This is a genomic window from Nonomuraea thailandensis (assembly GCF_024172165.1).
GTDB lineage: Bacteria > Actinomycetota > Actinomycetes > Streptosporangiales > Streptosporangiaceae > Nonomuraea > Nonomuraea thailandensis.
Map to the genome: position 1 here is coordinate 4,072,213 of NZ_JAMZEB010000002.1, position 9,446 is coordinate 4,081,658.

At 75.6% G+C, this 9,446-nt stretch carries 8 protein-coding genes; 7 read left to right on the forward strand and 1 reads right to left on the reverse strand.

What is annotated here, in order from left to right:
- Positions 1-79 precede the first annotated feature (79 nt).
- The 6 genes from HD597_RS22200 (at position 80) to HD597_RS22225 (ending at position 7,280) form a co-directional block, all read left to right on the forward strand.
- A complete protein-coding gene (locus HD597_RS22200; RefSeq protein ID WP_253744598.1) occupies positions 80-1,642 on the forward strand; it encodes a flavin reductase in 1,563 nt (520 codons plus the stop codon).
- A gap of 9 nt (positions 1,643-1,651) precedes the next feature.
- Positions 1,652-2,929: an acyl-CoA dehydrogenase family protein gene (locus HD597_RS22205; RefSeq protein ID WP_253744599.1), complete on the forward strand. Its 1,278-nt coding sequence runs from the start codon at positions 1,652-1,654 to the stop codon at positions 2,927-2,929.
- A complete protein-coding gene (locus tag HD597_RS22210) occupies positions 2,926-4,317 on the forward strand; it encodes an aldehyde dehydrogenase family protein (RefSeq protein ID WP_253744600.1) in 1,392 nt (463 codons plus the stop codon). Before HD597_RS22205 ends, HD597_RS22210 begins: the two co-directional genes overlap by 4 nt.
- A 31-nt stretch (positions 4,318-4,348) precedes the next feature.
- Positions 4,349-5,545 carry an FAD-dependent oxidoreductase gene (locus HD597_RS22215; RefSeq protein ID WP_253744601.1) on the forward strand — a complete coding sequence of 399 codons (1,197 nt, stop codon included), beginning with the start codon at positions 4,349-4,351 and terminating at the stop codon, positions 5,543-5,545.
- Complete coding sequence (locus HD597_RS22220; protein WP_253744602.1) at positions 5,542-6,948, forward strand: aldehyde dehydrogenase family protein; 1,407 nt, start codon at positions 5,542-5,544, stop codon at positions 6,946-6,948. The genes HD597_RS22215 and HD597_RS22220 overlap by 4 nt, the downstream gene beginning before the upstream one ends.
- 65 nt (positions 6,949-7,013) lie before the next feature.
- Positions 7,014-7,280 (forward strand): helix-turn-helix domain-containing protein, encoded by a 267-nt coding sequence (locus HD597_RS22225; protein WP_253744603.1) that lies wholly within the window; start codon positions 7,014-7,016, stop codon positions 7,278-7,280.
- 97 nt (positions 7,281-7,377) lie between these two features.
- On the opposite strand, the gene HD597_RS22230 is transcribed toward HD597_RS22225, so the two are convergent.
- Complete coding sequence (locus HD597_RS22230) at positions 7,378-7,701, reverse strand: Dabb family protein (RefSeq protein WP_253744604.1); 324 nt, start codon at positions 7,699-7,701, stop codon at positions 7,378-7,380.
- Positions 7,702-7,791: 90 nt separating this feature from the next.
- On the opposite strand from HD597_RS22230, the gene HD597_RS22235 reads away from it, so the two are divergent.
- Positions 7,792-9,438, forward strand: a complete 1,647-nt coding sequence (locus HD597_RS22235; protein WP_253744605.1) for a carbon-nitrogen hydrolase family protein — start codon at positions 7,792-7,794, stop codon at positions 9,436-9,438.
- Positions 9,439-9,446 lie beyond the last annotated feature (8 nt).

Below are 9,446 nucleotides of genomic sequence, written 5' to 3' on the forward strand. Positions count from 1 at the left end.
CGGTGTCACATTGACACCAAACTGAGGACTCGTTACCTTCAGCGTTACGGCGTTTCCTCTGTTGGAACAGCGAGGAGCAGTGGCGACTGACGGCGAGGCCTTCCGCGCGGTCATGGCGCAGTGGCCGAGCGGCGTGGTGATCGTGACCACCGGAGCCGGTGACCGCCGGCACGGGATGACGGCGAGCGCCTTCTCCAGCGTGAGCCTGGACCCGCCGATGGTGCTCGTCTGCCTGGCGCGCGGCACCAGGACCCACGACCTCGTGACCCGGAACGGCACGTTCGCGGTCAGCATCCTCGGCAAGGACCAGGCGGTGCTCGGCAGCCGGTTCGCCGGGCGGGACACCGACCGGTTCTCCGGAGCCGCCTGGCAGCCGGGGCGGACCGGGTCGCCCGTGCTGGCCGACGCCGTCGGGTGGCTGGACTGCCGGGTCGCGCACGCGTACCCGGGAGGTGATCACACGATCTTCGTCGGTTCGGTGGTCGCCGCCGCGACGCCTCGGCGGGTGCCGCCCGTGCTGTTCCACTCGCGGGCCTGGAGCCAGCTCGCCGACCCGCTGCCCGAGCGGATCTCGGTCGCCGACACGGGGCTGCTCGCCGTCCTGCGCGCCCGCGGGGTCCCCGCGCCGCGGGCGGCCGCGCTGGCGCGGCGGCTGCGCGCCGCCGGTGTCCGCGTCCGGCTCCTCGACCTGTACGGCGGCGCGCCCTCGCCCGGAGACCTCGACCCCGCCACCGCGTCCGCCCTGATCACCCGTCCCGAGCAGGTCACGGCCGTGGCCGCGGCGGGCGCGGGGGTGGTGGAGTTCCGGGCCTGCGCCCCTCCGCCGCGGCACCGGCCCGACACGGCCCGACCCCGAACGGCCGCCGGAACGGGCGCGGGCGGACGGCCACAAGCGAGCCCGGGGCCGGACGCGCAGGCGGGGATCCAGGCGGGGGTGCGGGCGGAGGAGTGTGGCGCGCTGGTGCGGGCGGCGCGGCGGGCCGGGATGACGGTGGTCGGGCGGCTGCCCGACGCGTTCGCCGCGGGCCGCGAGGAGTACGTGGTGGCGGAGGTCGCGCGCCTGGCCGGGCTCGGGTGCGACGAGGTCGCGCTGGAGGAGGGCGCCTCCCCCGCCACGCCGCTCCGGCTTCGGCACCTCCTGCAGGAGGCGGCCGTCGCGGCAGGGGACGCCGCGCTCCGCGTCGGACTGCGGGAGCGGCACGGCATCGGCCTGGTCAACGCGCTGGTGGCGATGAAGAGCGGGGTGTGGCGGTTCGACACCACGCTGGGCGGCGTGGACGGGGCGCTGCCGGCCGAGGACGTCCTGCTCCTGGCCGGGGAGCTGGAGGTGGCCGGCGCCGCGGACCGGGCGGCCCTGGTCGCGGGCGCGGCGGAGCTGGAGCGTTCCTGGGGCTCGGCATCGCCGGGACGGGCCCGCCGCGCGTCCGAGACGGACTCATGGACGGACCTTCCGGGCGTCCGGGACGGTTCCGCGGACGGACCCGCCGGGCATCCGGGACGGCCCGCGGACGCGACCGTCGAGCGTCCGGGACGGATCACAGACAGGGCCGACGAGCGTCCGGACCGGCCCGCGGACAGGGCCGACGATCGTTCGGGACAGAACCATCGATTCGCGGACCGAGCGCACAGACCGCACTTCTAAGGGGAGAACGTGACCGACAGGCTGACGGGTGAACGGCTCGTCGACGACATGACCGAGGCCGAACGTGACCGGGCCCAGCGCGTGGAGTCGGTGCTCCCCGCGCTGCGCGCCGCCGCCGCCAAGGCCGACGAACAGGCCCGCTTCCCCGTCGAGCACGTGGCGCTGCTGCGGGAGGCCGGGCTGCTCGGGCTGGTGGTGCCGCAGGAGCACGGCGGCCTCGGCGGCACGCTGCGCGACCTGGCGGCGGCCACGTACGCCATGGGCACCGCCTGCCCGTCCACCGCGCTGGCCTACTTCTTCCACAACACCAGCGCCTCGCGCGGGCTGCTCCCGCTGGAGGCGGTCGAGGCGGGCCTGTTCACCGACGCGGAGATCCCGGCCGTCCGGGCGTTCGCCGGGAAGCTGCTGAAGAGGATGGCCTCGGGCGTGTGGCTGGCCAACTTCGCCTCCGAGTCCGTCAAGAGCGCCGCCGCCAACATCACGATCGCCACCACGGCCCGCCGCACGGCGGGCGGCTGGATCCTCGACGGCGAGAAGTCCTTCGGCTGCGCGACCGGGGTGGCCGACTACTACCTGACCACGGCCAGGCTGGAGGGCCACGACAACGCCGAGGGGCTGGCGACGTTCTTCGTGCCGCGCGACGCTCCCGGCGTGTCCGTGCGGGCTCCGTGGGACGGCCTCGGGATGCGCGCCACCGCCAACAACGGCATCCGGCTGGAGGAGGTGTTCGTCGCGGAGGACGAGGCCCTCACCGTCCCGGGGGCGTTCACCCGGATGTTGCGGATGAGCCGCGGCAGCTTCGTCGGCAACCAGCTCGCCATCGCGGCCGTCTACACCGGCTGCGCGCAGAACGTCTACGACGTCGTCATCGAGCAGCTCACCAGGAAGACCTTCGCCGACACCGGGCGGCCGATCGCCTCCTCCCCCATGCACCAGCAGCTCATCGGCGAGATGACCGTCCAGCTGGAGACCGCCTACCTGTGGTTGCGCAGGCAGCTGCTGCTGGAGACGGCGCAGCCGCCGCTGCGGCCCAAGGAGGAGGTGTTCCTGCAGTGGCGGCTGGGCAAGGGGTCGGTGACGGAGTGCTGCTTCCAGGTGGCGCTGGGCGCGTTCAAGGCGTCGGGCACGTCCGGCGCGATGATGGGCGGCGTCGTCGGGCGGGCGCTGCGTGACCTGGCGATGGGGCTGGTGATGACCTTCCCCGCCGAGCGCGGCAGGCTGGAGGTCGCCCAGCTCGTCACCCAGGCCAAGGAGAACGAGCTGTTCGCCGTGGCGGACCGGCCATGATCACGCCGCGGACCCGCGACCTGGTGGACGGGGTGTGGACGGACTGCGCGGACGACCTGGGCTTCGACCTGGAGGACCCGGGCACGGGCGAGCCCCGGGGGCGGGCGCTCGGCTCGTCGCCGGATCGGGTCGAGGAGGCGCTGGCCGCCGCCGGGCGGGTGGCGCTGCCGTGGGCGGAGGCCGGGCGGCGGGCCGAGGTGCTGGAGGAGGCGGCGCGGGCGCTGGCCGGGCGGGCCGGGGAGATCGCCCGGCTGGAGTCGTTCGCGACCGGGGTGCCGATCCGGCAGACCGTCTCGCTGGGCGCGATCGTCCATGGGGCGTTCGCGCTGGCCGCCGCGCAGGTGCGGGCGGGGCTGCTGCTGTCGGTGCGGGACGGGGTCGAGGTGCACCGGCTGCCATGGGGGCCCGCGTTGTGCCTGGTGCCGTGGAACGCGCCCGCGCCGATGGTCGCGCACAAGGCCGCCAGCGCGCTCGCGGCGGGCTGCCCGGTGATCGTCAAGGTGAGCGAGTACGCCCCGCACGGCACCCAGGTGCTGGCCGAGGTCCTGCACGAGGTGCTGCCACCCGGGGTCTTCCAGCTCGTCCACGGCGGGCCGCGCACCGGCGCGCTGCTGGCCGGGGACGCGAGGATCGGCGCGGTGTCGTTCACGGGCGGCCTGGCGGGCGGGCGGTCGGTCGCCGCGGCCTGCGCCGCGGGCCTGCGCCCCGCCCAGCTCGAACTGGGCGGCAACAATCCCCTGGTCGTGATGCCGGACGCGGCGACAGAGGCGGCCGCGCGGTCCGCCGCCGAGCTGCTGACCACGCTCAACGGGCAGTGGTGCAGGGCGCTGGGCAGGCTGATCGTGCCGCGCGGGCGGCTCGGCGAGCTGGTTGAGGCCACCGGGGAGCGGCTGGCGGCGCTGCGGGCGGGCGATCCGCTCTCGGAGGAGACGCAGTTCGGGCCGCTGGTGCACTCCGCTCATGTGCGACGGGTCCGGGAGGCGGTGGCCGCGGCGGGAGGGCGGGCGACGGCGTACGGGAACGTGCCGGACAAGGGGAACTTCGTGCCGCCGACGCTGATCACCGGGGCGGATCTGGCCGGCGAGGTGTTCGGGCCGGTGGCGGCCGTGGTGCCGTACGACACGGTGGAGGAGGCGGTGGCGCTGGCCAACGCCTCGCGCTACGGGCTGGAGGGATACGTGGTGGGCGCGGACGAGGAGCGGGCGCTGGCGCTGGCCCGGCGGGTCAGGGCGGGTGAGGTGAAGGTCAACGGCTCCAGCGTGATGAGCCTGCACCTGTTCACGCCGCGGCCCGCCTGGGGGTTGTCGGGGCTGGGCGAGGAGGGCACGGCGGAGACCGTCCTGTTCTTCACGGGGGCACGGGTGGTGGGCGTGGAGCGGGCGCCGTGAGGCGGATGCGGCGGCCGGCGGAGGCGGAGCTGTGAGGCGGGTGCTCGTGGCCGGGGCCGGGCCGGTGGGGCTGGCGGCGGCGCTCACGCTGGCGCGCGGCGGGGTGCCGGTGACCGTGCTGGAGGCCGGGGCGGGGCTGGCCGGCGAGTCGCGGGCCTCCACCTTCCATCCGCCGACGCTGGAGATGCTGGCCTCGCTCGGGGTGCTGGACGAGCTCATGACGCGGGGCCTGGTCGCCAGGACCTTCCAGTACCGCGACCGGCGCGGCGGCCCGATCGCCACGCTCGACCTCTCGGTGCTGGCAGGGGACACGCCGTACCCGTTCCGCGTGCAGTGCGAGCAGAGCAAGCTCACCCCGATCCTGTGTGAGCACGTCGTGCGGCACGGCGGCGAGGTGCTGTTCGGGCAGGAGGTCGCGCAGGTCACCGCGCTCGGGGACGGGGTGCGGGTGACGGCCGCGGGCGGCGGGCGTTTCTCGGGTGACTGGCTGATCGGGGCCGACGGCGCCCACTCCGCCGTACGCCGCAGCCTCGGCATCCCGTTCGAGGGCCGCACCTATCCGGAGCGGTTCCTGGTGGCCTCCGTGCACGAGGACCTGGAGGCCCTGCTGCCGGGGCTGGCGCCGATCAACTACGTCTTCGACCCGGACGAGTGGCTGGTCCTGCTGCGCACCCCCGACCACTGGCGGGTGCTGCTGCCCACCCCGGACGGCAGCGCCGACGACGAGGAGCTGGCCAGGCTGCCGGCGCGGTTGCGCGCGGTCGCCGATCCCGGCCGGGACTGGCGGGTGGCGCACGCCTCCCTCTACCGGGTGCACCAGCGGGTGGCCGCCCGGTTCGTGGCGGGGCGGGTGCTGCTGGCGGGCGACGCGGCGCACGTGAACAACCCGCTCGGCGGGCTCGGCATGAACAGCGGCATCCACGACGCCGTCCTCATGGCCTCCTCACTGGTGGACGAGATGCCGTCCGACGAGGCACGGGCGGGCCGGGCGCCGGCGGGCGAGGCGGCGTCAGGCGAGGCAGCGTCAGGCGAGGCGGCAGCGGTCGGTGCGGTGGCGGCGCGGAGGCGGGAGGTGGCGCTCGATCACGTCCAGGCGATCAGCCACGGCAACTGGGCGCGGATGCGCGCCCCGGGAAGGCACGAGGAGCTGCGCGCGCTGGCGGCCGATCCCGCGGCGGCCAGGGCGTACCTGCTGCGGGCCTGCCTGATCTCGGCACTACGGCCATGATCGTCAAGGAGAACCCGGCGCGGATCACCGAGCGGGTGGGCGTGGTCCCGGTCACGGACCCCGCCGGCGTGGACGCGGCGGTCAGGCGGGCCGAGGCCGCCCGCCGGGACTGGTCGGCGCGCCCGCTCACCGAGCGGATCGCCGCACTGCGGGACGGCGCCGCCGCGGTGGCCGCCCGCGCGGAGGAGCTGGCCGTGCTGCTGGCCAGGGAGTCGGGCAAGCCGCTGGCCGACTGCCGGGGCGAGCTCGGCTACGCGCTGGCGTTCCTGGAGTGGGTGTGCGAGCGGGCGCCCGGGGTGCTCGCGGACCGCGAGCTCGACGACGGGGCGGGCCGGCTGGTGACGCGGCGCAGGCCGTACGGTGTCGTGGCGTGCGTGACCCCGTGGAACGCGCCCGTGATCCTCGCCCTGACCAAGCTGGCCCCCGCGCTGGCCGCGGGCAACACGGCGGTGGTCAAGCCGTCGCCGCTCGCCCCGTTGACGGTCGGGCAGGTCGCCGCGGCGCTCCCCCACATCGAGGTCGTGCACGGCGGCGCGGCGACCGGCCAGGCGCTCGTCACCCACCCCCTCGTCCGCAAGGTGGCCTTCACCGGCGGCGGCGCGGCGGGCCGGGAGATCGCGGCGGCGGCCGGGTCGATGCTGACGCCCGCGGTGCTGGAGCTGGGCGGCAACGACCCGGCCCTGCTGCTGCCGGACTTCGCGCTGACCCCGGACGACTACGAGCGCCTGGTCATGGCCTCGTTCGCGACCAGCGGGCAGGTGTGCATGGCCGCCAAGCGCCTGTACGTGCCCCGGCGCCGTGCCGGGGAGTTCACGGCGGCGTACGTGGCGGCGGCCGAGCGGATCCTGCTGGTGGGCGACCCGCTCACGCCCGGCGTCACCATGGGCCCCGTCATCTCCGCCGAGGCGGCCGCCCGGATCCGCGCGCTGACGGGACGACAGGGCACCGCGGTGCCGCTGGGGCGCGCCACCGGCGACCTGAGTGCCGGATATTTCGTGACCCCGACGCTGGTGACCGGCCTGGCGGACGACGCCCCGCTCGTGGCCCGCGAGCAGTTCGGCCCCGCCGTGCCGCTGCTGCCGTACGACACCGAGGACGAGGCCGTGGCCAGGGCGAACGCGAGCGACCTCGGCCTGGCCGCGTCCGTCTGGTCCGCCGACGAGGAACGCGCCTTCGTCCTGGCGGGCCGGCTGGAGGCGGGGTTCGTCTTCGTCAACACGCACAACAGGACCGGCATGTCGCCGCGCGCCCCGTTCGGCGGGGTCAAGCGCAGCGGGTACGGCCGCGAGTACGGCGAGGAGGGGCTGCTGGAGTACGTCCAGACCACGGTGGCGCACGCCCCGGCGGCCTTCCGTCCCGGCGGACCCGGCATGCCCGCCACCGCCTACCCCGGCCGGGCCTGACGCGAGCCGACATCCACCGGCCGCCGCGCGACGAATCCCCCACACCGGCGCGTCGAGGAGGGCTCATGCGGAGCTGGCCGTACGTGGGGCGGGACGAGGAGCTGGACACCTTCCGGGCGTGCCTGCGGCGGGTCGAGGCCCGGGGGCTGATGATCTCCGGCCGCGAGGTGGCCCTGCTGGCCGTGCACCACAGCAGCCGGGCCATCGCCCAGCGGCTGGGGTTGTCGGTGGCGACGGTGAACAACAACCTGGCCAGGGTGTACGTCAAGCTCGGCGTGGGCAACCGCGCCCAGCTCGCCGCGCTGCTCGACGCCACCCCGCCCGGCGGGTGACGCGCGAGGAGCCCGGCTGGCGGCGGGGTGAGGTGTGAGGGACCGGCAGGCGCGGGGTGAGGAGACCGGCGGGCGGCTCCCGGACCACCGCCGGCCTCTACCCCTGCGGGGGGTTGCGCGCGGCGGGGACGATCGTGCCGCGGGTCTCGTAGTCGACGACGGCGCGTGCGGCGATGCGGGGGCGCAGCCAGGCGGCCGCCTCCAGGTGCGCCGGGTGCTCCTGGTAGCCGCGCAGCCCGTCCGCCGAGTCGTGGACGGTGGTCATGCACAGGTCGTAGGAGACGGGCGAGCGCACCACGTCCAGGCCGACCGTCAGCTCCCTGATCTGCTCGACGCGCCCCCTGAGCCCTTCGAGCAGTTCCTTGGCCCTGGCCGCGTCGCCGGGGTCGGTGAACTTCATCAGCACCACGTGGGTCAGCACGGGCCGCCTCCTCTGGACATTCGCGTGCGGTTCGGGAGATCCTACTTCTTGGAAACGGCGTTTCTCCAGAGGTAACAGGAGGCCGCGTTGGTGCGCGTCGCCGCAGTGCAGTACGAAGTCGGCACGGATCCGCAGGCCAACCTGGCAGCCGGGCTCCGCATGATCGACGCGGCCGCGGAGCGGGGCGCGGAGCTGATCGTGCTGCCCGAGTTCTGCAACCACCTGTCGTGGTACGAGAGCCGCGAGCACGCCCGCGCCCTGGCCTGCCGGCACGGCGACGCGTTCCTGACCGCGATCGCCGCACGGGCCTCCCGCCACCGCGCCCACGTCAAGCTCGGCGTCACGCTCGCCCGCCCGGACGGCCGCACCACCGGCGCCTCGCTGCTGTACGGCCCCGGCGGCGGGCTGCTCGGCGAGGCCGACAAGCAGGTGCTGATGGGCGCCGAGAACGACCACCTCGACGCGGGCGACTCGGCAGGGCCCGTGGTGCCGACCGCGGTGGGGCGGCTCGGGATGTACGCCTGCATGGAGGGCGTGATCTGCGAGGTCACCCGCGGGCTGGCGCTGCGCGGGGCGCAGGTGCTGCTCAACAGCCTCAACTCGTTCGCCGTCGACGAGGCCGCCCTGCACGTGCCCGTGCGCGCCGCGGAGAACCAGGTCTGGGTGGTCGCCGCCAACAAGGTGGGACCGCTGATCCCGGCCGATCGGCTGGCCCAGGTGAGCGCCGGCCTCGGCGTACCGGCCGAGTGGCTGCACGGGGCCGGTGAGAGCCAGATCGTCGCCCCCGACGGCACGGTGGTGGAGCGGGCGCCGCGCGCCGGGGAGGCGGTGGTCGTGGCGGACATCGACCCGGCCGCCGCCGACGCCGGGCGCGCCCGCCACTTCACCACCCGCCGCCCGGCCCGCTACGGCCCTCTCGCCGCACCCGGCCGACCTCGCACGGCTCCGGCGGGCGCGCCCGTGCTTCCGGTCGCGGTGGTACGGGGGGACGCCGCGCTCGTACGGCGGGCCGCCGCCGAAGGGGCGCGGCTGATCGTGCTGCCGGAGGGCTCGCCGGTCACGGCGGAGGAGGCGGCACGCGCGGTGGCCGGGACGGACGCGCACGCCGTCACCGGCACGGGCACCCTGGTCGGCCCGTCGGGCCCGATCCCGCCCCCGCACACCGGCAACAACACCGCACGTAGCGGCCCGGCCGCGTCCCGCCCACCCGGCGCCACGTACGGCGGTCCGGGCTCGTCCGGCACGGCCGGTGCCACGCTCCCGCGGTCCGGGGTCGTTCCGTGTGACGTCTACGAGCTGCCCTGGGGGCGGCTGGCCGTGATCGTGGGGAGCGCGGCGCGGCATCCGGAGGAGTTCAGGCTCGCGGCGCTGGCCGACGCCGACGTCGTGGCCGTGCCGTTCACCCCGCGGGAGGCGTGGGAGTTGCGGCTCGGCCTGCTGGAGCGCTCGGCGGAGAACCGGCTCAACATCGTCGCCGCCGGGCAGGACGGCCCCGGCGGCTTGGCCGGGGCGATCCTGGCCCTGCCTGCCGATTTCACCCTGTGGACCAGGTGGCAGGGCCCGTTCACGGGGCAGATCAGTCACCCCATGGTGACGCACGTGAAGAACACGGACCTGCTCGTGCAGGGCACCGTCTCCCCCGCCCAGAGCGTCAACCGGCTCGTCTCCCGTGGCACCGACCTGGTCGCGGGCCGGCCGTGGCGGCTGGCGGGCGCACTCGTGGAAGGCCCCCAGTGAAGGAAACC